Genomic DNA, 24,602 nt, shown 5'->3' with positions numbered 1-24,602 from the left:
GTCGTCTCTTCTCGCATCGTCCTAACCATGGTGTAATAGTTCTTCATCCATAAACAATAAAGCGAGCGCCGACGTTCGGCCCCGTATGCAACAGCCGGGCCCGCCGCGTTTCTGCGCCGTCGGCGAATCGGTCGAACTGGCTCCGCGAGAGCCGGATCCGGAACGTGCGTCGATCTACGAATGGGCCGTCGTCGATGCCCCTGATGGGAGTGCCGCCACCGCACCGGAGGAAGCCGTCTGGGAGTTCGAGCCGGACCAGCCCGGACTCTATCGGCTCGCCCTCGAGGCTCCGAGCGGACGGTTCGAACAGCGCGTCCGTGCGTTCCCGGACGTCCGCCGCTCGGCGAGTTTCGACCTCGAGCGCGACCGCCTCCCCGATCACGATCCCGAAGAGGTCTCGCTCATGGGGCCGTTCAACGAACACCTCTTCGACCGGGAACACCCGACGCTCGAGGACGGTGTCTACAGCTACGAACTCGAATGTCAACCCGGAACTCACCGCTACGGCTACATCGCGGGAGAGGACTTCGAGAACGCCGTCTGGGAAGAACTCGAGGTCCCCGGCCCCGGCAAACCGCGAGTCTTCCTCGAGGGGCCGGAGAAAGCAGTCGACGGCAGCGAGACGACGGTCACGGCCGACGCGACGCCGGGCACGGACAGCGAGTACGACGCAACGGACCTCGCCGTCGAGTTCTACGTCGACGACCGCGACGAGTTGACCGACGACGACCTCGAGATCGACGGCCACGAGGCTCGCGTACTGGTCACCGACCTCGAGGAACCCGTGCGGCTCCACGCCGTCGCCGTCGGGGAGCGCCACAGCGTCGCCGACTGTGTGCTCGTCTCCCCCGACGGACGCGTCGAGCGGCGAAACGACCCGCCGGCGTGGGCCCGCGACGCCGTCGTCTACGAAATCTTCGTTCGTTCGTTCACCGACGAGGAAACGTTCGAATCGCTCGAGCGCCGGGTCCCCTACCTCGAGTCGCTGGGTGTCGACTGTCTCTGGCTGACGCCCGTCCTCGAGAGCCCGACGACACACGGCTACCACATTACCGACTACTTCGACACCGCCTCGGACCTGGGGACGCGCGAGGAGTTCGAGTCGTTCGTCGACCGCTGTCACGAGCACGACATTCGTGTGGTCTTCGACCTGGTGATCAACCACACCGCACGGGAGCACGCTGCCTTCGACATGAGTGGGGCCTGTGTTCCCGGGTACGAGGACTGGTACGTCTGGGAGGACCTCGAGGAGACCGGCGTCGACGCCGACGACCTCGCTCCCGAGATCGGGTCCGAGAACCCCCGTGAGGAGTACGCGCCGCCGGCACGGACGACACCGGACGGCGAGACCGAAATCGCCCAGTACTACTTCAACTGGCGTGGCATTCCGAACGTCAACTACGACTCGCTTGCCGTCCGGTCGTTCTTCCTCGAGGTCGTCGACGAGTGGGTCGACGTCGTCGACGGCTTCCGTTGTGACGTCGCCTGGGGCGTTCCACACGGCTACTGGAAGGAGATTTACGAGCGGGTCAAGTCCCGTGATCCGGAGTTCCTCCTGCTCGACGAGACCGTTCCCCGAGAGCCGGAGTACGCCGAATCCGAGTTCGACGTCCACTACGACACGACGCTGTACTACGCGCTCCGTGACGTGGGCAACGGCGACCGGCCGGCCGACGCCGTCCTCGAGGCCGCCCGCGCACCCCGTCGTGAAGGGTTCCCGGAGTGGTCACTGCATATGCGCTACGTCGAGAACCACGACGAGACGCGCTATCTCGAGGAGTGCGGCCCGGACGCCCAGCGGGCTGCAGTGACGGCAGTCCTCACGCTGCCGGGCGTGCCGATGATCTACTACGGGCAGGAACGCGGCGCAACCGAGTATCGACAGTTGATGCCCTGGGAGGGCGACGGCGAGGCGACGACGTTCCACCGACGACTCGTCGCCGCCCGCCACGAATCGTCGGCGCTGTCACGCGGAGCACTCGTCGACCTCGAGTACGAAGCGAACGCCGACACCGTCGTTGCGTACGCTCGGGAAAGCGAACACGACGACGAGACGGTCGCCGTCGTCCTGAACTTCGGCCCCGGGTCGGAACGGGTTCGCGTCGACCGCGGCCTCGAGCCGACGGATCTCGTGACCGGCGAGGATCGAAACCTCGAGCGCGTCGACGGCGGCACCGCCCTCGAGGTCGAGGACGCAGCGGTCCTGGCGGTTGCAGACGACGGCTAACGGCAGTTCGCCGGTCGGCTGTCGATGTTCTGAAGTCAGTGTGGCTCCCGGGCGAGACACGCTGGGCTTGCCCGACCTCGGCAGGCCACCCTACGGGGAGCCTGCCACTCGAGCGTACGCGTTTCATCCCACGAGTTCACTCGTGGGCGTTCGCGCTGTTCTCGCTGTAACTGCGAACGATCGGCCGTTCGGGAACGGAGCGGCGGCACACACCACCGTTCTGGAGAGACTCCGGAAGTCGGTTCTGTCGTGTCTTTTGTGGAAGCCGAGGGTAGAAGTGACGGAGTAACTATGACGATCGCAACCGTGAGGCGATACTAGTCGCTGACTCGTGTCTCACGTGGCACTGACAGTCGCTGCTGGCGGTGTCACGAACGGAGAGATGAAAGTGAGAGTGAGAACGAGAGCGAAAATCAGTCCTGTGCCGCCGGCTCGTCAGCAGCCGCATCGACGTCGGACCTGTCCGCTTCCTCGAGTGCGGTCGCCGTCGCCAGTCGGAGCGCGTGGGGCCAACCAAGCGGCGTCGCGCTGTCAGCCGTCCCGTCGTCGAACAGCTGTTCCGGCAGGTACTCGCCGGCACGGCGCAGCGTGCCGCCCGGTTCGACGAGCGCGAGCAGCCCGCGTGCACGGTCATCGAACTCGTCGGCACCGTCGTGGTCGTGGTCGGCCAGCAGCGTGCTCAGTTCGGCAGCCGCGTGAGCACCCCAGGCGGTAGTCACCGTCCAGATTTTCGGTTCGCCCTGGTCACGAACGCGCCAGGGGTCGTCCTCGAATCGGGCCAGCCCCTCGATCGGGCCGTCGGGATCACGATAGAGGCCATCGATCGCCGTCTCGAAGTGGGAGACCAGCCGCGAGAGGCGGTTCTCGTCGACATCGAGATCGGCGACGGCGTCGTACTCGAGGTGCGCACTCGCGAGCGCGAAGGTGCTTCCGTCGAGACGATCGTCGAGATCGCCGTCGTCGAGTCGCAGGCCGTAACACTCCCGGTCGGGAGCCCACAGCAGGTCCAGCCCCTCGTAGACCTCGCGGGCGCGATCGGCCGCTCGCTCGCGGCGTTCGTCGTCGATCGGCGCGCGGGCGATCGCCGCGTAGGCCTCGAGGTAGGTCGCGGCAGTGTGGGTAAAGCGCCCGGTCATGTTCTCCCAGGCGTTCTGAACGCGTTCCGGGAGCCCATCGTCCCCGAGAGTGTCGTCGAGTCCGTCGAGGGCGGCGACGAGTGCGGATCGAACGTCGTCGTCCTCGTCGTCGACGAGCCGCAGATAGGTCGCGAGGTACGCCGCGACGCTTGCAGTCTGGTCGGCCTGATAGTCGACGCCGTCGGTGCCGGCCTCGAGTCGCCCGTGTGCCCAGCCGGGCGCGATCTCGCCGTTGTGGGGCCAGACGCGGTGGGGCCAGGTACCGTCCTCGAGTTGTGTCTCGACGTAAAACTGCGCGCTACGACGGTGCCACTCCTCGAGACCGAGGTCGGCACGCCGATCGGCGGCGAGCAGGAACGCGGCGATCTCGGCGTCGTCGCGGAACCAGGTGTAGCCGTAGCCCCCGGAGTACCGGAAGAAGGGGTCGAACTCGGGGCCGGCGATCCGTGAGCCGTTCGGCCCACGCAGGAGACAGAGGGGACGCAGGTCGTGAACGGTCCCGCCGAGCGCACTCTCGTCGCTCTCGCCGTCCGCCCCTTGGAAACGCTGTCGTGCCTGCGACCGCCCGGCCTCGAGTACGGCGGTTCGGTCGGCATGGTCGGCGACGCCGGCCCGAACTCGCTCGAGGGCGTCGGGCCGGTCGCCGTCCGTGGGGCCGGTCAGCAGGGTTGCGATCGTCGCGCTCGGTCGCTCCCCGGTCAGCGCGACCTCAAGCATCGCGATCGGGCTGAGCGAGGTCTCCTCGTAACGACCGTCCGCGTCGGGTCGTGGGAGTTCGACGGGCTCGTCGTCGAGCAACTCCTCGAAGTTCGGGGGAATCTGGCCGTCGACCTCGAGCGGGGTCGAGGCCGCGACGAAATCCCGCTCCCGGTCGTGATATATCTCGACGGCATCGTCGTGACGGAGCTGGCCGGTTCTACCGACCCGTCCCTCGGGAGCGAAGCCGAGACAGGCGTGAATCGACGGGTGCGCGCGGTCGTCGTCCGCGTTCTCGCGTTTGCGTTCGCGCTCGAGTTCGTGCTCGAGTTCGAGTTCGAAGTGGGTGAGATGTAGCCGCCCGATCGTCACGTCGTACTGGACGAGCGTGCCGACGTCTAGTTGGTGCGTGGTCTCGACGACCGCAGTGTCGCCGACGTAGCGCTGCTCGCCGCCCTCGAGCCAGTCGACATCGTCCCCATCGCCGCCCTCGAGTTCGAGCCCGAACCGGGACTGTTCGATGCCGACCAGCCCCGACAGCGGATAGGAGTAATCCCTGACCGACCCGTCGGGGGCGACGTGGACGAGCCGATCGTCGAGCCCCGAGAACAGGCCCGCCGTCGACCGCCGCTCGCCGGGGAACCGACGAGAGTCGCCCCGCGACCGTTTGACGTCGTTCAGGGCACTGTGAAGGTTCATCGTATCGTCCGGTACGACCCCCACCGTCTAAAATTTGTTGTAAAATGTATTCCCACTTTTCACATCGGTTCCGTCGACCGAATTCGTTCGAGGCGAGCGCGAATCTTTTTCAGCCGGCGACACAATTCGTGAAATACTGACTACTCATGGATGCTGACGGCCTCGCCGAACTGCTCGAGCGCTTCGGCCTCTCCGAGAAGGAGATCGATACGTACCTCGCGATTCTGGATCACGGTGAATCGAAAGCGAGCACGATCGCGGACGCTGCCGACGTCTCCAAGCGGTACGTCTACAGCATCAGCGAAGAGCTCGAAGAACGGGGGTTCGTCGAAGTCAACGACCACGCGGTCCCGACAGTAATCCGACCGGTGGAACCCGAGACGGTCGTTCAGCGACTCACTCGTAGCGTCGAGGAGATGGAGCCGGAACTGCAGTCCCGCTACACACGAACCGAGCGCAGCGGCGAGCAGTTCGAGGTCATCAAATCCCGGCAGACGGTGCTCAAGCGCATCGAAGAACTGCTCGCGATGGCCGAACACGAGGTGACACTGTCGGTTCCCGCGACGGTTCTTCCCCGTATCCGATCGACGCTCGAGGAAACTACCGACCGGGACGTGCTGGTGTTGTTACTCGTCGGGACTGCCGACGGAAGCGAGATCGACCCGGCGTCGCTTGCCGGCACCGCGAGTACGGTCCGGACCTGGGACGCCCTCGTTCCGACGATGTTGACGGTCGACAGACGACACGGCCTGCTCGCCCCGAGTCAGATCCTCACGAGTTCGACGAGCGATACGCGAGCGATCTCCCTCTCTCAGGGACAGCTCGCCCCCGTCCTCGCCGGCTCGTTTCTGGCGAACTACTGGCCGACCGCCGAAGAGCGACACGTCACCTCCCCCTCGCCGTTGCCGAGTACCTACGGAGGCTTTCGCAACGCCGTCTTCCAGATCGCACTCCACCACGGAGACGACACCCGCCTCGAAGCGACCGTGGAGGGCTCGCCGGTCGGCGACCGGGACCGCCCGACGAAACTCTCGGGCGAGGTCGTCGACGTCCGACAGAGTCTGGTCCGGCCCGTCACTTCGTCCGTCCCGATCGAGAACGCCTTCGAGATCGACGTCGACGGTGACCGGTACAGTATCGGAGGAAGCGGGGCGTTCCTCGAGGACTTCGAGGCCGAGGCGGTGACGCTCCGTCGCCTCGAGAGGTAGCCGACTGTCGGTTTCCTTTACTTTGCAGTGAGTAAACTTCATGCCGCGAGCGAGAGAACGTCGAGCGTGATGATTCGACCGAGCAGACTTCCAGTCACCGGTAGCGGTCGAGAACGGTTCCACCGCGTCGCAACCAACGGTTCGCGAGGGGACCCATGAGTGACACACGTGACGTTCGTGACCGTATCGCCGAGGGCGGAACCGTCGCCGTCCTGCGCGGGGTCGACGAAGACGAGATCGTTCCCGTCGCTCGAGCGATCCACGAGGGTGGTGTCGCAGCCATCGAGATTACGGCCGACGGCGATTTCGCCCGCGAGAAGATGGCCGCCGTGTCGCGCGAACTCGCCGACACGGACGCAGTGGTCGGAGCCGGGACAGTGCTAGACGCCGCCACCGCGGAGTCGGTAATCGACGCGGGCGCGGAGTTCGTCGTCTCACCCCACCTCGAGGTCGAGGTCGTTCGCACCTGTAACCGCCACGGCGTACTCGCCGCGCCGGGAATCATGACCCCGACGGAGGCCGTGACCGCGATGGAAGCCGGTGCCGACGTTCTCAAGCTGTTCCCCGCCTCGACCGTCGGGCCGGGCCACATCGGCGCGATCAAGGGGCCACTCGGGGACGTCGACGTGATCCCGACCGGCGGAATCTCGACCGACAACGCGGCCGACTACCTCGAGGCGGGCGCGATGGCCGTCGGTGCAGGCGGCGCGATCGTCGACGACGAGGCGATCGCCGAGGGCGACATGGCGCAGGTACGGGAGACGGCCGCGGCGTTCGTCGAGGCGGTCGAGGAAGCGCGAAGCGAGTGAGCGCCGACCGCCGGGGAGCCGTGTCTCGACCGTCGACGACCCGCGTCGAGTCACGGTGACGTTAGCCGAGCGCACGCCTCCATTTCACTTCACTTCTGAGTGGAAACTGTCCCCCGTCAGCCGATCGTCCGTGAGTGGAGTGCGTCAGCGATCGCGAGATTCTACAATTTACTACTGATAGGGTAAATTCTTTAGTCCGTCAGTTCGTTGATTCGGGTATGAAAGCGATCGCAGTCGAGCCCGGTGCCGGCGAGCCGACGCTCGTCGAGCGTCCGATCCCCGAACCGGACGCCGGCGAGGCGCTCGTTCGAACGCTGCGGGTCGGCGTCGACGGCACCGATCACGAGGTCATCGCGGGTCACCACGGGAAGGTTCCCGCGGGCGACGACCGGCTGGTGCTCGGTCACGAAGCTGTCGGGATCGTCGAGGACCCGAACGGAACCGAACTGGCGGAGGGACAACTCGTCGTTCCGACCGTGCGGCGACCACCCGCCGACGGCACCAACGAGTACTTCGAGTCCGGCGAGCCCGACATGGCTCCCGAAGGCGAGTACGTCGAGCGCGGAATCGTCGGTGCACACGGCTTCATGTCGGAGTATTTCACCAGTCCCGCGGAGTACCTCGTGCCGATCCCCGAAGAGCTCGCGGAGTTGGGCTTTCTCGTCGAGCCCGTCAGCATCTCCGAGAAGGCCTTCGAACACGCGTTTGCTTCCCGATCGGCGTTCGACTGGGAACCGGAGTCCGCACTGGTGCTTGGCAACGGCTCCCTTGGCCTGCTCACCCTCGCGATGCTCAAGGAAGTGTTCGAGTTCGAGCGCACGTACTGTCTCGGCCGGCGAGACCGCCCCGACCCGACGATCGACATTATCGAGGACCTCGGCGCGACTTACGTCGACTCGCGGGAGACCCCGGTGGCCGACGTACCGGAAGCCTACGAACCGATCGACTTCGTCTACGAGGCGACTGGATACGCGAAACACGCCGTCGAGACAGTACAGGCCCTCGCACCCAACGGCGTCGGCGCGCTGCTTGGCGTCCCCGAGCCCTGGGAGTTCGACGTCGACGGCGGCCAGCTCCATCGTGAAATGGTCCTCCACAACAAGGCACTGGTCGGGACGGTCAACTCCCATCGCGGCCAGTTCGAGACGGCCGTCGACACACTCAGCCAGTTGCCCGAGGCGTTCACCGACGATCTCGTCACGGGCGTCTACGATCTCGAGGAGTACCAGCGCGCGTTCGAAACCGGCGACGAGGTCGTGAAGACGGCAGTCGAGTTCGGCACGCTGTAACGGACGACGAACCCGACGGGGAACCGAAGCCGGAACCGAGGCCGGAACCGGGAGACGTTTGTCCGACGCGCCCCTCCGTGAACGTAATGAGAGAGTTCGTCTTCGCCCTGGAGTACGAGCCGGGAACGAACCCGGTCGCCGACGTACTCGCGGAGTACCCCGGTGCCTCGATCCGGTCGCTGTCGTGTCACGTCAGCGACGACGGCCTCTGGCGTGTCGACCACGCCGAAGGGTCCACACAGGCACTTGCTGCTCTCGAGCGAGCCTACGAGAACGACGACTACTTCGCCGACTGCCTCGTCAACGACGGCTGTGGAACCGGCTGTGACGTGCAGGTACTCGACCGCTCGAACGGCGAACTCGTCGTCTACACCTACTGGAAGCGGTCGGACGTTTGTACTTCGGTCCCCCACGTCGCGCTCGAGCAGTTGGGAGAGGGGCTGCTGTTCGAGACCTACCGCGAGGGGCGGCGCTACCGCTGGCGGATCGTCCTCGACGACGCTGCGCCGGTCCACGAGTTCTTCGACGCTCTGGGCGACGAGGTCGGGGACTGCACGGGCATGGAGATGCTCAGGCTGACCGAGTTCGAGCCGGGATACGGCTCCGACGAGGACGACACGGGGGCGAGCGGAACCTTGCCGGACGAACAGCGTGAGGCCGTGCGTGCAGCCGTCGACCACGGCTACTACGAGACGCCGCGTCGAATCGAGCTCTCGGAACTCGCCGAGCAACTTGAAGTGCCACGATCGACGCTGTCCTACCGGCTCCGCCGTGCCGAGGCCGAGCTCGCGACCGCGTTCGTCGACGCGGACGACTCCATCGAACAGCTGGCGAGCCGGCTGTAGCCGTCCGTTCTTAGCCCACGCTCTTCTCGGTCCGTGACGACTCTCGAGTTGGCACACGCCAAACAACCCGTATAATCGTCCGGCGACTACCTGAGAGTGATGAGTAAGTCGCCACCAACGGAACCGCCGGACTCGAGCGCCGAGCGTCGGCTCGAGCTCCGAGTGCCGGAGATGGACTGTCCCTCCTGTGCGGAGAAAGTCCGGAAAAGCGTCGCGACGCTCGAGGGCATCGACGAGATCGAACCACGAGTGACGAGCGGCCGCCTGGTCGTCGACTACGATCCGACGGTCACCGGTCCCGCCGAGATTCGGGAGCGTGTCCGGGCAGCAGGCTACACGATCGAGGATGCAAGCGGCGAGCTCACGCTGTCGGTCCCCGAGATGGACTGTCCCTCCTGTGCCGGCAAAGTCGAGAACGCGCTCGGCGACTTGGAGGGCGTCGACGGGATCGAGACCCGGCCGACGTCCGGTCGCGTGACGGTGTCGGTCGCGGACGGAACCGAGGCGGCGACCGTCGTCGACGCCGTCGAGAGCGCAGGCTACGACGCAACACCGGTGTCGGACGACGGCGACCCCCTCTCCGAGAAGCGCGCGGTCTGGCGGAGTCGCAGGGCCGTCGGCACCGCGATCGGTGCCGTCCTCGTGACCGCCGGAGTCACCTTCGAGTTCGTCGTCCCGGGTATCGATCCGCTGCTGGGGACGGTCGCTGGTCGCGAGTACGCCCTGTCCCAGCTCCTCTTTATCGTGGCCGCTGGGGTCGCCGGAGCGCCGATCCTACGCAACGGGTACTACTCGGCGCGAAATCGGAGTCTGGACATCGACTTCCTGATGACGATCGGTATCGTCGCCTCCGTCGCGGCCCACCATCCGTTCGAGGGGGCGTTGCTCGCCGTGTTGTTCTCGGTCGCGGAGCTTCTCGAGCGGTTCTCGATGGACCGTGCCCGGGATTCGCTGCGGGAACTGATGGATCTCTCGCCGGACACCGCGACGGTCAAACGCGACGGGGGTGAGGAGACGATCCCCGCGGACGAGCTCGCCGTCGGCGACGTGGTCGTCGTCCGACCGGGCGAGAAGATTCCCGCGGACGGGATCGTCCGCGACGGCGAGAGTGCGGTCGATCAGTCCCCGATCACGGGCGAGAGCGTCCCCGAAGACAAAACCGAGGGCGACGAGGTGTACGCCGGCACGATCGCCGAATCGGGCTATCTCGAGGTCGAAGTCGAGAGTGCAGGAGACGACTCGACGCTCGCCCGGATCATCCGGATGGTCGAGGACGCCGAACGCGAGAAGACCGAACGCGAGCAGTTTATCGACCGCTTCGCGAGCGTCTACACGCCGATCGTGGTCGTACTCGCGGCCGCGGCTGCGGTCGTACCGCCGCTTGCCTTCGGCGCGTCCTGGAGCTACTGGTTCGTCGTCGGCCTGACGCTGCTCGTGATCTCCTGTCCCTGCGCACTGGTCATCTCGACGCCGGTCAGCGTCGTCTCGGGGATCACGAGCGCCGCACGCAACGGCGTCCTCATCAAGGGTGGACGCCACCTCGAGGCGGTCGGCGACAGCGACGTCCTCGCGGTCGACAAGACGGGGACGTTGACCGAGGGGGACCTCTCGGTGACCGACGTAATCGGGCTCGAGGGGGCAGACGAGGACGACGTTCTCCGGCGTGCGAGTGCAGCCGAACGACGCAGCGAACACCCGATCGGTCAGGCGATCGTCGGCTACGCGGACGAACAGGGGATCGACCCCGACGCCGACGTCTCGCAGTTCGAGGCACTCACGGGCAAAGGCGTCCGGGCGGAGATCGACGGCACGACCCACTACGTCGGCAAACCGGACCTGTTCGACGGGCTCGCGGACCTCGAGCACGTCCACGTGACGACCGACGGTGGCGTTACACTCGAGTCTGTGGGAGACGAGTCCGCCTCCCAATGCGACCGACCGGGCTGTCTCGACGTCCTTTCTGAGGTCGTGCCGAAACTCGAGGCCGAGGGGAAGACGGTCGTGATCGTCGGCTCCGAGGACGGACCACTCGGCGTGATCGCCGTCGCCGACCGCGTTCGGCCCGAGGCCGAGTGGGCCGTCTCCCAACTGCAAGACCAGGGGGTTCGCGTCGTGATGCTCACTGGCGACAACGAGGGCACCGCGCGAGCGATCGCGAACGAGGTCGGAATCGACGAGTACCACGCCGAACTCCTGCCGGAGGAGAAACTCGAGTGGATTCGACGACTCGAGAACAACGAGGACGACGGGGACAGTTCCCAGGACGACGCCCACGTCGCCATGGTCGGCGACGGCATCAACGACGCCCCTGCCCTCGCGACCGCCACCGTTGGCGTCGCGATGGGTGCCGCTGGAACTGACACCGCACTCGAGACGGCCGACGTGGCGTTGATGGGCGACGATCTCACCCGGCTGCCGTACCTCTACGAACTCTCGGGGAAGGCAAACGGCGTCATCCGGCAGAACGTCTGGTCGAGTCTCGCGGTGAAGGCGGTGCTCGCTGTTGGCGCACCGTTTGGCATCGTCACGGTGATCCACGCGGTCGTCATCGGCGACATGGGGATGAGTCTGGGCGTGATGGGCAACGCGATGCGACTCGCGAACGTCGAGCCGGAGACACCCGAAGCGATAGCCGAGATCGAGCAGTAACTCGAGCGGCGACGACTCCTACGGATCGGTCGGTACGACCGGGTTGCAAATCCGCTCGGCTCGGTCTCCCGGCTCGCCTTGAACGCCGATCACTCGACTGCCACCGTGCCGGGCACCAATCCCGTCCCGACCACGAGGTCGAGCAGTTCTCGGTTCGGGTAGCCCTCCATCCCGAACGTTCCTCTCACGAGTCTCGTCACGACGACGAGTAGGCCCGCCAACGGCGGGTAACACGATCACCAGCCGAACCGGGACCGGTCGGGTTGGAATCTCGAGTCCTCCGTAAGCGGAGTCCACGATGGCGAACGCGATCATCGTTCCTGTCACGGTCGCACTCGTTCGAGTCCTGGCCGCCCGTCGTGCCACCACAGCGCGAGTCCAGCGACGAAGATCACTGCCTCGAGCCACAGCGTCGTCGCCTCGAGCCCCAGTCCGGGCACCGTCCCCAGCGGTTTGACGCCGCTGTACTCGGGCATGTACGTGACCGGCCACAGGAGAAAGCCGAGTTCGTGGTAGTCGCCGGCCAGAACGTGCCAGGGGACATCGGCCGCGATGTGGGACCCGTATCCGATCGCGACGGCGACGCCGAGGCGTTCCCGTCCGTGGCGTCGAGCGACGAGCCACACGATAGCGACGAGGGGAATCGCAAAGAGCAACGAGTGACCGACCGTTCGGCCGACCGGCGTCACTCCCACGTGGTACAGCGGTTGATCTAGCAGGTCGGGGAAAGCGGCAGCGACGATCGCTACTGCTGCCGGGGTCGATGCTGGCGGCTCGCCGTCGGCCCACCGGGCGTAGACCGCGTAACAGAGATATCCCACCACCGGGTGAACGATCGGTTGCACGGCCGACTCTACGGCGGCGATCGCCCTAAATTTCCGGCCGGAGCGGCAGAGCGAAAAATCAACTCGAAAGCCACTCAAACACAGTTTCTCGCCCGATCGACGTGGTTTGGGGAGACACGTATAGGTGTTCGCTCCCTCCTTCAAACTGATGACACCACCACCGTCCGGGACGGACCGGTCGCGCGAACTGGGACGGCCGAGCGACACTCGAGCCGCCGCGGTCGCCGATAGGCTCGACGACGCGAACGGTCCAGTCGACGACCTCGAGTACGGCGTCGTCACTCCACCGGTGCTCGTGATCGGCGCGGGTGCGGCCGGTGCCCGCGTCGCTATCGAACTCGCCGAATCGGGCGTCGACCCGCTGGTGATCGGCAAGCGGGATCACGGCGACGCACACACGACGTGGGCTGCCGGCGGGGTCAACGCCGCGCTGGGCTCGCTCGATCCGGACGACGACTGGACGATCCACGCCGCGGACACGCTGAACGAGGGCCACCACCTGAACGACCCGGAGGCCGTCGAACTGACGGCAAAGCACATGCCCGATCGCATCCGTGAACTCGACGAGTGGGGGATGGGCTTCGACCGGACAGCGGACGGCAAGATCAACCAGCGGTACTTCGGTGCCCAGTCCTACCGGCGCACGTGTTTCGTCGGCGATCGGACGGGCGAGGCCATGCTCGAGACGCTAATCGATCGAGCCCAAGAACTCGAGATTCCCTACCGGGAGAACGTGATGATCACGCGACTGCTCTCGGATGGCGATCGGGTCTCGGGTGCCGTCGGGTTCGACATGGAATCGGGCCGAGGGCTGCTGTTCCGGTCGAACCACGTCGTCCTCGCGGCCGGTGGGTTCTCCGCCGTCTTCGACCGCCACTCTTCGCGGGACGACGAGAACAACGGCGACGCGCAGGCACTCGCCCTCGAGGCCGGCGCGAGCCTGCTGGACCTCGAGTTCGTGCAGTTCCACCCGACGGGGATGGTCGGCGAACGCTACGGCGAGGAGTGGGACGGCCGACTCGTCACGGAGGCGGTCCGCGGCGAGGGGGGACGACTCTACAACACCGAGGGCGAGCGGTTCATGGAACGCTATTCGCCCGATCAAATGGAACTCGACGCTCGCGACGTGGTCGCCCGTGCGATCGCCCGCGAGATCGAAGACGGCCGCGGCACCGAACACGGCGGCGTCTACCTCGACATCTCCCACCGCGACGACGACTACGTCCGCGAGCGACTCCCGCGGATGGTCGAGCGCTTCGCGTCGCTCGGCGTCGACATCACCGAGGAGCCGATCGAAGTCGCCCCGACGGCCCACTACACGATGGGGGGCGTCGACGTCGACTTCCGGACCGGCGAGACTGGCGTCGACGGACTGTACGCCGTCGGCGAAACGGTCGCCGGCGTCCACGGCGCGAACCGTCTGGGCGGCAACTCGCTTGCCGAGACCGTCGCGATCGGGAAACTCGTCGGCGAGCACGTCGCAGACATCCTCGAGAGCGACGATGCCGATCCGGCCGTGGCCGACGACCAGCGGGCCATCGCCGAGCGGGAGTTCCGTGCCCTCGAGTCGCTTGCAGGGGCCGACGGTGACGTCACTCCAACGGCGCTGCTGGCGGACCTCCGGGAACTGCTGTGGACTCACGCCGGCATTCTTCGAGACGAGGAAACGCTTCGAGAGGGCCTCGAGAAACTCGACGCGCTCCGGGAGCGGACGGAGAACCTGCGCGTCGACGGCGACCGAACCTCCCGGTCGTTCGAGTTCGCCGTCGACCTCTCCGTCAGTCTCACCGTCGCCGAGACGATGCTTCGGACTGCCCTCGAACGGACCGAATCCCGCGGCGCACACTCCCGAACCGACCATCCCGAGGTGGACGAAGAGTGGCGAGTCAACCTCGTCGTCTCGGTCGACGACGGCGAACTCTCGACACGTCGACGCGGCGTCGGCGAACCCAGCCCAGCCGTCCAGGACGCCCTCGAGGAGGGGTACGAGCTGGATTACCACCACCTCGAGTAGGCGGACGCTGTCCCCTTCGACTGCGACCGAGACGCATATGCCCCTTCGGTCCCGTGTCCGGACACGACGAATGTTCGAAGCGGCTCACGCCGTCCTCCGGGAGGACCCGGTGATGGCGGACCTGATCGACCGACACGATCCCTACGTCGAACCGGACTGGGACGAGTTCGAGCGGCTCTGCATTTCGATCATCAACCAGCAACTCTCCACTGCGAGTGCAATGGCCGTTCGAGAACGCACGTTCGACGTGCTCGACGGCGAGGTCACCCCCGAGACGGTCCTCGCCGCGGACGACGAGGCGCTCCGGGACGCGGGACTTTCCGGACGGAAGATCGAGTACATGCGAAACGCTGCTCGGGCGTTCCAGGAACACGACTACACGCGAGCCGGACTGGCCGACTACGCCAACGATGACGTGATCGACCAGCTCACCGAGATCAAAGGCATCGGCGAGTGGACCGCCCGGATGTACCTCCTGTTCGTCCTCGAGCGCCCGGATATTCTTCCCCTGGGGGATCTAGCGGTGCGTCGGGGTATCGAACAACTGTACGCCGACGGCGAGGAGCTACCCCGCGCGGAGATGCGTGAGATCGCACAACAGTGGCGACCCTATCGCAGCGTCGCGACGCGATATATTTGGGCGGAGTACGAGTCCGATTAGGTCGGCGGACTGTACGGTGGGACGACACCACATCCCTACCGATACTGATCACACTCGAGACGCGTCACTTCTCCGAGGGGCCTCGAGACGGTGGCCTGATTTGTAGTCGGTGCCGGTGCGAGTGTTGGTACCGGTACCGGTACCGGCGCTGATGCTGATGCTGGTGTTGATGCTGATGCTGGTGCTGGTGCTGGTGCTGATGCTGATGCTGGTACTGATGCTGGTGCTGGTACTGATGCTGGTGCTGGTACTGATGCTGGTGCTGGTACTGATGCTGATGCTGGTACTGATGCTGATGATGGTACTGATGCTGGTGCTGGTACTGATGCTGATGATGGTACTGATGCTGGTGCTGGTACTGATGCTGGTGCCGGTGCCGATACTGGTCCCGAATCCGAAGCGTCAACCCGAAAGAAAACGAGATCGTTCGCTGATGCAGCGAAATAACGGCGATGCGACCGAGGGTCGATTACGCGAGTCCGATCACTCGAGGTCGAACCGGTCGGCCTGCATCACGTGCGTCCAGGCGTCGACGAAGTCCTCGACGAACTGCTCTTCGCCGTCTTCAGCACCGTAAACCTCCGAGATAGCCCGGAGTCGGGAGTGCGAGCCGAAGATGAGGTCGACGCGACTGCCCGTGTACTCGACCTCGCCAGTCTCGCGGTCGCGCAGTTCGTAGACCTCTTCGCCGTCGACCTGCTCCCACTCGTAGCCCATATCGAGAATGGTCTCGAAGAAGTCGTTGGTCAGGGCCTCCGGCTCGTCGGTGAAGACGCCCAGGTCCGTGTCCTGGTAGGTCGCGCCCAGCGTGCGCAGGCCACCGACCAGCACCGTCATCTCGTCGGCCGTCAGGTCGAGCAGGTCGGCTTTGTTGACCAGCAGCTCCTCGGCCGGACGCTCGTGAGCGTCCGGGAGGTAGTTCCGGAACCCGTCGGCGTCGGGCTTGAGCGCCTCGAAGGAGTCGATGTCGGTCTGTTCCTGCGTGGCGTCGGTACGGCCCGGCTCGAACGGCACATCGACGTCGTAGCCGGCCTCGGCAGCGGCCTGCTCGACGGCAGCGTTGCCACCCAGCACGATCAGGTCCGCAAGCGAGACGCGTACGTCGTCGGAGCGCGAGCTGTTGAACTCTTCTTGAATCCCTTCGTAGGTCTGGAGCACCGTCTCGAGCTGGTCGGGCTCGTTGAGCTCCCAGCTACGCTGGGGCTCGAGGCGGATGCGAGCACCGTTCGCGCCGCCGCGCTTGTCGCTGTCGCGGTAGGTCGAGGCAGCGGCCCAGGCGGTCTTGACCAGCTGGGAGGTCGAGAGCTCCGAGTCGAGGATTTCCGCTTTCAGCTCGGCGACCTCCTCGTCCCCGATCAGGTCGTAGTCCGCGTCCGGGAGCGGGTCCTGCCAGATCATCTCCTCGTCCGGCACTTCCGGACCGAGGAGTCGCTCCGGCGGGCCCATGTCGCGGTGGGTCAGCTTGTACCAGGCCTTCGCGAAGGCCATTCCGAACGCCATGGGGTTCTCCTGGAAGCGCTCGAGGATTTCCCGATAGTCGGGGTCACGCTTCAGGGCGACGTCCGTCGTCAGCATCATCACGTCTTCTTTCTCTTCGGGGTCCTCGGCACCGGGTGCGGCTTCGTCGAGTTCGCCGTCCTGCGTGGTCCACTGCCAGGCACCGCCGGGGCCTTTCTCGGGCCACCACTTGTAGTTCAGCAGGGTGTCGACGTAGCTCGTGTCCCACTGGGTCGGCGTGGTGTTCCACGGACCCTCGATCCCGCTCGTAATCGTATCGGCTCCCTTTCCGGAACCGTACTCGTTCTCCCAGCCCAGCCCCTGCTGCTCGATGGGGGCCGCTTCGGGCTCGGCTCCGACGTGTTCGTCGGGATCGTCGGCACCGTGGACTTTCCCGAACGTGTGGCCGCCGGCGATGAGCGCGACGGTTTCCTCGTCGCTCATCGCCATGCGACCGAACGACTCGCGGATGCGCTCGGCGGACGCTTCCGGATCGGGCTCGCCGTCCGGACCCTCGGGGTTGACGTAGATGAGCCCCATCACGGTCGCGCCGAGCGGGTCCTCGAGTTCGCCGTCGTCGCTGAAGCGATCGGACTCCTCCATCTCGTTTTCGGGCCCCCAGTAGACGGACTTGTCCGGCTTGAAGTCGTCCTCGCGGCCGCCACCGAAGCCGAACGTCTCGAAGCCCATCGATTCCAGGGAGACGTTGCCGGCCAGGATCATCAGATCAGCCCACGAGAGTTTCCGGCCGTACTTCTGCTTGACGGGCCAGAGCAGCCGTCGGGCCTTGTCGAGGTTCGCGTTGTCGGGCCAGCTGTTCAGCGGCGGGAGACGCTGTCGGCCGCCGTCAGCGCCACCGCGGCCGTCGGCGGTGCGGTAGGTGCCGGCGCTGTGCCATGCCATCCGAATCATCAGCGGCCCGTAGTGACCGTAGTCCGCCGGCCACCACTCCTGGGAGGTCGTCAGTACGTCTTCGATGTCTGCTTTTACCTCCTCGAGGTCGAGCTCTTCGAACTCCTCGGCGTAGTCGAAGTCCTCGCCACGGGGATCGACCTGCTCGGCGTTCTGATCGAGAATTTCCAGGCTCAGCTGGTTCGGCCACCAGTCTTGGTCGGATCCTATCATCATCCTACGTTTGCTACTTTTGCCTATTAAGATTGTCTATTTAGCTAAGAAAGTCTTAGTCATGCCCGAAATGTCTTTTCCAAACCACGAATCCTTCCCCCGATATAACGGGGACTCACGGACCAGCAAAATCGGCTGAAAGCGTGAGGATTGTTCCCACCAGAGGGAGTCCAGAACGGCTTGGCAGGTCCAGTAATAGGTGTGACGACGATATACAACGGAAGCGGCGCACAGATCGACGTTCGATAGAACCGCCGGCCAATCAGAACTGGTCACTGGTCCCGGTCGTCCCTTGTCGATGAAAAACGAGCGCGGCAGGGACGACGTTCGACCACCAACGGTGGTTCGTGGTTCGACAATCCTCGTTTCGGCATTCGAAATAAATGTTCGTATCACGGAACTAGTTCCGCCAGACGACGGCACCGCCGTTACAGCGGTAGCGAGGCGAAACCCCTGTCGTGAACGGGTGAAAGAAACCAACAACTTGGGAACAAACCACAGGAGTCGGTCGCCCTGATACTCCCCCGTTTTACTATTTTCCAGATGTACGTTACAGCCCGGACTTCTCCCACGACTGCAGTCGTGAGGGTGTGCTATCCACGGACCAGCGCCGGTCACAGACGGGCATCTTCACGTGGACGTTCGCCGGCCGGCTTCCGGCGTTCCGAGCCAACTCAGTGTGGCTCTCGGGCGGGACAGCGGCGTTGGTAGGCGTCCGAACTCGGAGGCTATCCTACGGACAGCCTGCCACTCGAGCGTACGCGCTTTATTCCACGAGTTCACTCGTTGGCGTTCGCGCTGTTCTCGCTGGAACCGGACGGCGACCTCTGACGCCCCACGCGAGAGCGTCTTTGAGAGCCGAGAAAACGCGCAACCTGAATATTCCCTTCGGGAATTCCTCCCCTCCTGTTTGAGAGGGAGTGTCAAAGAGGAGTGGTGCCGTCCATCACTCGACCGAACGGTCGATCATCACGTAGTCGCCCACGTCGGCCAGTTGGCTGGCCGGTATCAGAAGCTGGCCGCCGTCCGTCCGTTCGAACCCGTAGCTTCGGTCCGTTCGCGGCGCAACGAGCAGAGAGACCAGCTTTCCCGTTTCTGGGTTCATCGTCACGTTCTGTACCGTCCCTATTTCCGTCCCGTCGGAGCCCAGGACGGGGCTGTCGGAGAGCGTCGAAGCGAGGACCGTCGTCATGGCCGACCGTACGACGAAAAGATAAATAAAACAACTGGTCGCCGAGAAGGGAACCCGGGTTATTCTTCCTCTTCGGTTTCTGCCGTTTCGGCCGCATCGCCGTCGACCCGGCGACTCACGTCCACGCGATAGTTCCCGAGAATGTCCCGGCCGAGCAAGACGGGGTAGTCCATGTGACTGCGGTCCTCGACGCTTGCCGTGACGGTATGCTGGGTCCCGCCGACGCCGACGACGACATCGACGACGGGGCGGCTCTTTGCGGTCTTGCTGCTTCCCGACCTGACGCGCGTGATCGACTTGATCGGACCCGCACCGATGTCGGCCGCGAGCCCGGTGTCGATGCTCGTCCGGGTCGCCCCCGTGTCCGACTTCGCGAGGACCGTTTTCGACCCGCTCGTCCCCGCGAGAACCACCTCCTCGATGTAGCCGACGATCGCAGGCTCCGTCTCGGCCGCGGTCCGCTGGACCGGCTGTGCCGTCGGCCGCGAGTCGTCGAGCACCGACACCAGTTCGGCGACCCGTTCGTCGTCGACCTGTCCTCCCGCGCGTTCGATCGCCAGTTTCGCGATGTGGGGGGCAGGACTGACACCGGTCGCCTCGTACAGTCCTTTGAAGCCCGCGGTCGGGTTGACCTCGAGAACGAACCAGCCGTCGTCGCCTTCGACGACGTACACCCGTAGGTCGCGGTGGCGGACCTCCTTCTGTTCGACGAGTTCCTGGAGGAAGGCGTACCGGTTCCCGACCCTGGCGTTGACCGGTTCGTCGGCACCCACTTTCCAGGTGCCGCCGCCGTGGGTTCCGATGGCAGTCTTGTAGACGGCCTCCTCGCCGTACCGGTCTCGAGCCGCGTTCAGCGCCTCGTTGCTCAGCGCGAGCGTCACGTTCGGCGTCCGAACGTCGTCGGTCGCGAGTGCGGTCGCCGTCGAGAGCTTGTGGATAGCCGTCAGAACGGCTGCCGGTTCGTTGAGCGTCGGAACGAGCTGCGCGAACGTGTTCGCCAGTCCGAGTTCCTCGCAGGGCTGTTCGGTGTTCGACAGCAGCATACGGTTCGCGATGACATCGACGTCGGGCTCGAGGACGACGCTGCCGTCGACGATGCTGACCGACGTGTTCTCCGGTCGAAGCCACTCGGTGTCGTGGCCGAGTTCCTCGACCGCGTTCAGTATCGCCTTCGTCTCCTTGCTCGTATGAAAGCTCAGGACGCCGACGGTGACGGTGACGGAGTCGTCGATCATGGCCTCTAGACGCCTACCTGCGGGATAAGTATTGGCTGGGAATCACAGGGCGGCGACCCGATCACCCGTTTACCGCCGGTCGTGTCCTACGGGTTCACGAGCTGCCGGACGCGAGCGCGGCCCTGACCTCGCCGGGATCGAGCAGTCCGCTGGCGACCGCGAGCACGGCCCACGTCGCCACGCCGAGCCCGATCGCGCCGAACAGCATCGGGAGCGTCGAGACCAGCGGTGTCACGAGCCAAACCGCGACGGCCATGACGAGCGTGATCCCACAGATCGTGCCGATCGACCGCGAGAGGCGGCGAACGCGAAGTGAGAGTTCGCTGTGGACGATATAGAGGTTCACCGCGACGTACACCGTGTGCGTCGCCACCGTAGCGATCGCAGCCCCGACGACGCCGATCGTCGGGATGAGAACCAGGTTCAACGCGAAGTTCGCGACCGAAGTGACACCCTTCGCGATCGCGCGGTGGCGAGCTCGCCCCAGGTAATCCAGGCTGTCGCTGGTCAGGTTCGTGATCGCCTGCAAGACGACGAACCCGGCAAGCACCTGTAGCACGGGCACTGCGCCGCCGTACTGTGGGAACACCAGCATCACGAACGGCTCGGCGACCAGGACGAGCCCGGCCGCGGCCGGCACGTAGACCAACATCGTGTGGGTCAGCGCCTCCTCGTAGATCCGTCGCGCCTGCTCGAGTTGCCCGGACGCTTTCTGTTCGCCGAAGTTCGGCGAGATGGTAAAGCCGAGCGACTCCGACGGTGCGAGTACGAAGTCGACGACCTGCTTGCCGAGCTGGTAGAATCCGACGGCGGCCGAGGGGAGGAAGAACCCGACGAGGACTACGTCGAGTCGTTTGTCGATGACGTTCGCGCTCCGGGTCGCCGTCAACGGGACGCTGTACTCGGCAAGCCGGCGGGAGAGCCCCTGCTCGTACGCTTCGGCCGGCTCGTACGTACGGTAAAACTTGAAATAGAGGACGGCTACCCCGAAGGTGCCGGCGATCGCGTAGCCGACGATGTAGCCGAACAACGCCCCGAGTGCACCGAAGCCCAGCAGGACGAACGCGACCGCAAAGACCAGCCGCGCCGCGCCGCTGATCGCCTGCACGGCGGCGCTGTAGCCGAGCCGGTTGAGCCCCTGGAACGCCATCATCGAAAAACCGCTAAACGAGTTGGCGACGACGAAGAGCACGCCCGCGGCCAAAAGCGGGGCCGCGTCCGGATCACCCAGTGCGATCGCGATCCGATCGTGAAAGAGCAACAACGCGTACGCGACCACGGCGAGGACGATCAGCTTGTACGCAATCGCCGAGCGCAACAGGTACGGAATCTGCCCCGCGTCTTTCTCGCTGTACTCGGAGATGTACCTGGCAGTCGACTTGCCAAGCCCCAGATCGGCAAACAGTTGCACGACCATCAGAATCCCGATCGCCCAGTACAACGCGCCGTAGCCGTCCGGGTTCAACGTCCGCGCCAGAACGAACATCAACAGCGCGCTCGAGAGCATGTACACCGCTCTCGAGACGAGGGTGGCTTTGAACCCGCGAACGATCCGATCCCGCGTGCTCGTGCTCATGGAGAATCACGTACTGCGTGCGACCGGCTTGCAGTGCCGTCGCAGTCGACGAAACCCATCGTCGTCGGTGGAATCCGTCGCAGTCGACGGAAAGCCCGGTCGAGCAATTGTAATGCGGAGACAACAGGACGACAGCGGCCTTCGGTCGGTCGAAGCGGCGGCTTACGCGACGGATACTGACCGACTACTCGCCGGTCTATAGTAGCCACTGCAAGTCAGTGCGCACCTGCTCGCCAGGCGGATCGGCGATCAGTGTGCAAACCGTTTCAGTTGTTACTCTTACTCTAGGAGTCGGATTCGGGGGCGATCGCCTCGAGCTTGACCCCTTCCGGACCTTCGCAGTAAAGCGCGTAGTAGCCGCCGGCGTAGGGGTGTTGCTCCTCGTAAAGGAGTTGCGAGTCATCGCGACTGCGGACACACTCGGTTAGATGATCGACACGATCGCGTGTGTCCGCGTGGAACGCGAGGTGGTTCAGACCGGGTGCCCGCCGGTCGAACGCCTCCGTGTCTCCGTCCGCTTCGACGAGTACGAGATACGTCGGACCGTTGCTCCACGAGCGGCCGCCATCCCACTCGTCTTTCGGTTTGTATCCCAGTTCGGTCAGCCACCACCCCCAGAAGTCGACTGCCGCCTCGAGCTCGGAGACGTAGCATTCGACGTGATGGAGCTGTCCGAGTCTGTCGGGGTCGGCATGGTCGTGTGCCATACGCCGACCAGATACTGATCCGACAAAAAGCTGGGCTACAGGTACGAGGCGTCCCACCGCGTCGCCTTTCGACGGTTTCCACACACGTTACACTCGATGCGCCCCATCGTATCCATCGCGTTGTCCAGCGAGTCACAACTCCCACAGAGCCAGGCGTACACCTCCTTGCGGTCTTCGGATCGGTAGGTGCTGTAGAACGGCGACTGTGACCCCCGTGCCGCCTCGCCGTAGCTCACGTAGACTTGTTCGTCGTCGATCTCGAGTTCGTCGACCGCCCCCCAGCCCTCGTCCTCGAGGTCGCTCTCGACGTAGACGTTCTCCGTGAACGTCTCCGAGCCGATGTCGACCTCGCGCTGGCCGGCCCGTTCGAACCCGTGTTCCTCGTAGAATCGGTTCCCTCCCTCGTTGTCTTCGAGGACGAACCCCTGTACCTGGTCGGCACCCTCCTCGAGGAGTCGCTCGCGGGTCCGGACCAGGAGCCGGACGCCGGTGCCGTCCCCGCGGTGGTCCGGACCGACGTGGAGCCACTGGACCTGCCCCGTCCCGTAGCGCTGGCCGACGAGTTCGCTCTGGGAGAAGGCGACGACCTCGCCGTCGCGTTCGACGACCAACACCAGCGCGTGGTCGTCCTCGAGGACGTCTTCGAAGTCGTCGCCGTACCACTGTTCGACCGCTTCCTCGATCGTCTCCTCGTCGAGGAACTCCGTGTACGTCGAGTTCAGTGACTCCTCGGCGATCGATCGGACGACGCCGACGTCCGCGGGGGTTGCGTCTCGTATTTCCATGCGGGGGCGTACCACCCCCTCCTACAAAACGTATGCCCACGGGGAGAGATTTTCCACCAGCGCCCGAACACGGGTTCGGATTCTTCCAAAAATCCGTCCGCTGGCTCGAGATATTGATTCCAGGGGGAACATTCACGTGTCGTCCCGTCCAGCGAGGGGTATGAGCGACGACGCCTCTCGAGGCGACGACGACCTACCCGAAGAGGCGCTTGCTTTCGGCTCCGACATCGGGGGCGATCCCGAGCCGTTTACGTACAACGGTGGTCGCGTCGATCCCGGCGAGTCGGCAAACGTTCGGTACGGTATCAGCGAGACGTATCTGGGCGACCCCGTCAGGATCCCGGTGACGATCGTCAACGGCGAGCATCCGGGTCCGACGGTCTTTCTGTCTACGGCGGCCCACGGCGACGAACTCAACGGGATCGAGGTCGTCCGCGAGGTGGCCCACGACTGGGACCACTCGGCGCTTCACGGGACGCTCGTCTGTCTCCCCGTGTTGAACGTCCCCGGCTTTCTCGCCCAGGAGCGGTACCTGCCGATCTACGATCGCGACCTCAACCGATCGTTCCCGGGCCGGGAGGGATCGACGAGCGCCCGACGGATGGCTCACCGTATCTTCACGAACTTCATCGAACCCTGCGACATCGGGCTGGATTTCCACACCTCGACGCGTGGCCGGACGAACATGCTTCACGTCCGGGCGAACGTCGAGCACCCGATCGTCGCCCGGGTCGCCAACGCCTTTAGCTCGAACGTCATCATCGCCGGTGAGGGGCCGTCGGGAACGCTTCGACGGGAAGCCACCGACGCGGGCGTGCCGACGATCACGATCGAGATGGGCGAGGCCCACCGCTTCCAGCGCCGGCTCATCGACCGCGCACTGACCGGCGTCGCCAGCGTCCTCGCCGAGTTCGGCTGCCTTCCCGACTCGACGGTACACTGGCCCGGCTGGCGTACCGTCATCGACGACGACGACGAGAAAACCTGGATCCGCGCCGACGCCGGCGGCATCGTCGATATGAAACGTGGTCGTGGCGGGCTCGTCCGCGAAGGAGAAGCGATCTGTACGATCACGAACCCGTTCAAGGAGGAAGACGACATCGAGACGGTCGACGCGCCGTTTACCGGCCTCATCGTCGGCGTGCTCGAGAATCCCGTCGTCTACCCCGGGAATCCCCTGTGTCACCTCGTCGGGCTCTCGGAGGATACGTTGACCGCACTCGAGCGCGAGCGAGAACGCAGCGACGCCAGGCGTCGCTCCCGCGCACGATTGCGGGAGTAACCGGCGAGAACACGACGGCGCTTGTAGTTCCCGAAAACCATACGACGCGTGACAACTACCGGCCCGAACGAGACTTCCGCGAGTCGTCTCGGCGAACACCGAGTTGAAACCCCGTCGTCTGTCGT

Annotated in this window: 18 protein-coding genes; 10 read left to right on the top strand and 8 right to left on the bottom strand. The window is 65.1% G+C overall.

Features of this window, described 5'->3' with window-relative positions; translation table 11 throughout:
* Positions 1–85 precede the first annotated feature (85 nt).
* Positions 86–2,227, top strand: a complete 2,142-nt coding sequence (locus C446_RS03400; RefSeq protein ID WP_006671663.1) for an alpha-amylase family glycosyl hydrolase — start codon at positions 86–88, stop codon at positions 2,225–2,227.
* Positions 2,228–2,640: 413 nt separating this feature from the next.
* On the opposite strand, the gene C446_RS03395 is transcribed toward C446_RS03400, so the two are convergent.
* Complete coding sequence (locus tag C446_RS03395) at positions 2,641–4,758, bottom strand: hypothetical protein (RefSeq protein WP_049920000.1); 2,118 nt, start codon at positions 4,756–4,758, stop codon at positions 2,641–2,643.
* Positions 4,759–4,904: 146 nt separating this feature from the next.
* Here C446_RS03395 and C446_RS03390 point away from each other — a divergent pair, with 146 nt between their 5' ends.
* From C446_RS03390 to C446_RS03370, 5 genes are all read left to right on the top strand, one after another.
* Complete coding sequence (locus C446_RS03390) at positions 4,905–5,966, top strand: TrmB family transcriptional regulator (protein WP_006671661.1); 1,062 nt, start codon at positions 4,905–4,907, stop codon at positions 5,964–5,966.
* Between the two features lie 155 nt (positions 5,967–6,121).
* Positions 6,122–6,775, top strand: coding sequence for a bifunctional 4-hydroxy-2-oxoglutarate aldolase/2-dehydro-3-deoxy-phosphogluconate aldolase (locus tag C446_RS03385; protein WP_006671660.1), 654 nt, complete (start codon positions 6,122–6,124; stop codon positions 6,773–6,775).
* Positions 6,776–6,993: 218 nt separating this feature from the next.
* Positions 6,994–8,064, top strand: coding sequence for a glucose 1-dehydrogenase (locus tag C446_RS03380; RefSeq protein WP_006671659.1), 1,071 nt, complete (start codon positions 6,994–6,996; stop codon positions 8,062–8,064).
* An 86-nt stretch (positions 8,065–8,150) separates the two neighbouring features.
* A complete protein-coding gene (locus tag C446_RS03375) occupies positions 8,151–8,909 on the top strand; it encodes a helix-turn-helix domain-containing protein (protein WP_006671658.1) in 759 nt (252 codons plus the stop codon).
* Between the two features lie 99 nt (positions 8,910–9,008).
* Positions 9,009–11,558 (top strand): heavy metal translocating P-type ATPase, encoded by a 2,550-nt coding sequence (locus C446_RS03370; RefSeq protein ID WP_006671657.1) that lies wholly within the window; start codon positions 9,009–9,011, stop codon positions 11,556–11,558.
* 323 nt (positions 11,559–11,881) lie between these two features.
* Here the strand turns inward: C446_RS03370 and C446_RS03360 are convergent, their stop codons facing one another.
* Positions 11,882–12,403 (bottom strand): metal-dependent hydrolase, encoded by a 522-nt coding sequence (locus tag C446_RS03360; RefSeq protein WP_006671656.1) that lies wholly within the window; start codon positions 12,401–12,403, stop codon positions 11,882–11,884.
* A 148-nt stretch (positions 12,404–12,551) separates the two neighbouring features.
* Between C446_RS03360 and C446_RS03355 the strand changes: the two genes are divergently transcribed.
* From C446_RS03355 to C446_RS19485, 3 genes are all read left to right on the top strand, one after another.
* Positions 12,552–14,417, top strand: coding sequence for an L-aspartate oxidase (locus C446_RS03355; protein WP_049920004.1), 1,866 nt, complete (start codon positions 12,552–12,554; stop codon positions 14,415–14,417).
* 70 nt (positions 14,418–14,487) lie between these two features.
* Positions 14,488–15,078, top strand: a complete 591-nt coding sequence (locus tag C446_RS03350; RefSeq protein ID WP_006671654.1) for a DNA-3-methyladenine glycosylase family protein — start codon at positions 14,488–14,490, stop codon at positions 15,076–15,078.
* A gap of 109 nt (positions 15,079–15,187) precedes the next feature.
* The gene (locus tag C446_RS19485) at positions 15,188–15,655 is read left to right on the top strand and encodes a hypothetical protein (protein WP_204365906.1); all 468 of its coding nucleotides are present in this window, start codon (positions 15,188–15,190) and stop codon (positions 15,653–15,655) included.
* On the opposite strand, the gene katG is transcribed toward C446_RS19485, so the two are convergent.
* The 6 genes from katG to C446_RS03315 all read right to left on the bottom strand — a co-directional run bounded on the left by katG (position 15,562) and on the right by C446_RS03315 (position 23,195).
* Positions 15,562–17,700, bottom strand: a complete 2,139-nt coding sequence (gene katG, locus C446_RS03340) for a catalase/peroxidase HPI (RefSeq protein ID WP_006671652.1) — start codon at positions 17,698–17,700, stop codon at positions 15,562–15,564. The two genes, C446_RS19485 and katG, sit on opposite strands and share 94 nt — an antisense overlap.
* Positions 17,701–18,646: 946 nt before the next feature.
* Positions 18,647–18,892, bottom strand: a complete 246-nt coding sequence (locus tag C446_RS03335; protein ID WP_006671651.1) for a PRC-barrel domain-containing protein — start codon at positions 18,890–18,892, stop codon at positions 18,647–18,649.
* A gap of 59 nt (positions 18,893–18,951) precedes the next feature.
* Complete coding sequence (locus tag C446_RS03330; protein WP_006671650.1) at positions 18,952–20,127, bottom strand: putative ATP-dependent zinc protease; 1,176 nt, start codon at positions 20,125–20,127, stop codon at positions 18,952–18,954.
* Between the two features lie 94 nt (positions 20,128–20,221).
* The gene (locus C446_RS03325; protein WP_006671649.1) at positions 20,222–21,703 is read right to left on the bottom strand and encodes a flippase; all 1,482 of its coding nucleotides are present in this window, start codon (positions 21,701–21,703) and stop codon (positions 20,222–20,224) included.
* A gap of 284 nt (positions 21,704–21,987) precedes the next feature.
* Positions 21,988–22,410, bottom strand: coding sequence for a VOC family protein (locus C446_RS03320; RefSeq protein ID WP_006671648.1), 423 nt, complete (start codon positions 22,408–22,410; stop codon positions 21,988–21,990).
* 35 nt (positions 22,411–22,445) lie between these two features.
* Positions 22,446–23,195 carry a GNAT family N-acetyltransferase gene (locus tag C446_RS03315; RefSeq protein ID WP_006671647.1) on the bottom strand — a complete coding sequence of 250 codons (750 nt, stop codon included), beginning with the start codon at positions 23,193–23,195 and terminating at the stop codon, positions 22,446–22,448.
* 160 nt (positions 23,196–23,355) lie between these two features.
* On the opposite strand from C446_RS03315, the gene C446_RS03310 reads away from it, so the two are divergent.
* A complete protein-coding gene (locus C446_RS03310) occupies positions 23,356–24,477 on the top strand; it encodes a succinylglutamate desuccinylase/aspartoacylase family protein (protein WP_006671646.1) in 1,122 nt (373 codons plus the stop codon).
* Positions 24,478–24,602 lie beyond the last annotated feature (125 nt).

Source organism: Halobiforma nitratireducens JCM 10879, assembly GCF_000337895.1.
Taxonomy (GTDB): Archaea; Halobacteriota; Halobacteria; order Halobacteriales; family Natrialbaceae; genus Natronobacterium; species Natronobacterium nitratireducens.
The sequence above is the reverse complement of the archived record's forward strand: the minus strand, read 5'-3'. Positions and strand labels throughout refer to the sequence as shown.

Excerpts from the sequence above, each read along its gene's own strand:
- C446_RS03400 (WP_006671663.1), top strand. The coding sequence starts at position 86 with ATGCAACAGCCGGGCCCGCCGCGTTTCTGCGCCGTCGGCGAATCGGTC.
- C446_RS03395 (WP_049920000.1), bottom strand. The coding sequence starts at position 4,758 with ATGAACCTTCACAGTGCCCTGAACGACGTCAAACGGTCGCGGGGCGAC.
- C446_RS03390 (WP_006671661.1), top strand. The coding sequence starts at position 4,905 with ATGGATGCTGACGGCCTCGCCGAACTGCTCGAGCGCTTCGGCCTCTCC.
- C446_RS03385 (WP_006671660.1), top strand. The coding sequence starts at position 6,122 with ATGAGTGACACACGTGACGTTCGTGACCGTATCGCCGAGGGCGGAACC.
- C446_RS03380 (WP_006671659.1), top strand. The coding sequence starts at position 6,994 with ATGAAAGCGATCGCAGTCGAGCCCGGTGCCGGCGAGCCGACGCTCGTC.
- C446_RS03375 (WP_006671658.1), top strand. The coding sequence starts at position 8,151 with ATGAGAGAGTTCGTCTTCGCCCTGGAGTACGAGCCGGGAACGAACCCG.
- C446_RS03370 (WP_006671657.1), top strand. The coding sequence starts at position 9,009 with ATGAGTAAGTCGCCACCAACGGAACCGCCGGACTCGAGCGCCGAGCGT.
- C446_RS03355 (WP_049920004.1), top strand. The coding sequence starts at position 12,552 with ATGACACCACCACCGTCCGGGACGGACCGGTCGCGCGAACTGGGACGG.
- C446_RS03350 (WP_006671654.1), top strand. The coding sequence starts at position 14,488 with ATGTTCGAAGCGGCTCACGCCGTCCTCCGGGAGGACCCGGTGATGGCG.
- katG (WP_006671652.1), bottom strand. The coding sequence starts at position 17,700 with ATGATAGGATCCGACCAAGACTGGTGGCCGAACCAGCTGAGCCTGGAA.
- C446_RS03335 (WP_006671651.1), bottom strand. The coding sequence starts at position 18,892 with ATGACGACGGTCCTCGCTTCGACGCTCTCCGACAGCCCCGTCCTGGGC.
- C446_RS03330 (WP_006671650.1), bottom strand. The coding sequence starts at position 20,127 with ATGATCGACGACTCCGTCACCGTCACCGTCGGCGTCCTGAGCTTTCAT.
- C446_RS03325 (WP_006671649.1), bottom strand. The coding sequence starts at position 21,703 with ATGAGCACGAGCACGCGGGATCGGATCGTTCGCGGGTTCAAAGCCACC.
- C446_RS03320 (WP_006671648.1), bottom strand. The coding sequence starts at position 22,410 with ATGGCACACGACCATGCCGACCCCGACAGACTCGGACAGCTCCATCAC.
- C446_RS03315 (WP_006671647.1), bottom strand. The coding sequence starts at position 23,195 with ATGGAAATACGAGACGCAACCCCCGCGGACGTCGGCGTCGTCCGATCG.
- C446_RS03310 (WP_006671646.1), top strand. The coding sequence starts at position 23,356 with ATGAGCGACGACGCCTCTCGAGGCGACGACGACCTACCCGAAGAGGCG.